General features: G+C 55.5%; 1 pseudogene. It reads right to left on the bottom strand.

The features are described 5' to 3' along the window. Nucleotides 1-169: 169 nt before the first annotated feature. A pseudogene (locus E0L21_RS24820) lies at nucleotides 170-355 on the bottom strand (YmfL family putative regulatory protein); the annotation flags it as partial.

The raw sequence follows: 355 nt of genomic DNA, 5'->3' as shown, positions 1-355 counted from the left end.
CGTCAGCGGTACCGCGTACTCTTTCCACATAGCCGAACGGTGCATTACGCCCCACCAGCGGTGGGCAGCGGAATTGCTTAGCTGGCCGATATCGGTTTAAACTGTTCATGCGTAGGTATCTCCACAACGATCGACACGCCACGACGCCAGAGGCTGCAACCTGCTGGCGTCACTTCTTTTTGCGGCTGAATAATTCGATGATGGCCGCGACTTCTTCTTCACGCGCAGCCATATGACGGCGGTGATATTCGTGGATAAGTTCTGCTTCATGCTGTTCAATCACCCCATCTTCGAGCGCTTGTTGGATAATCTGATCAACCTGCCCGCGTGCTGCGGCGGTGCGCATTGCCCTGCT

It is taken from the genome of Kosakonia quasisacchari (assembly GCF_004331415.1).
Lineage (GTDB): Bacteria > Pseudomonadota > Gammaproteobacteria > Enterobacterales > Enterobacteriaceae > Kosakonia > Kosakonia quasisacchari.
This window is presented reverse-complemented; position numbering and strand designations above follow the sequence as displayed.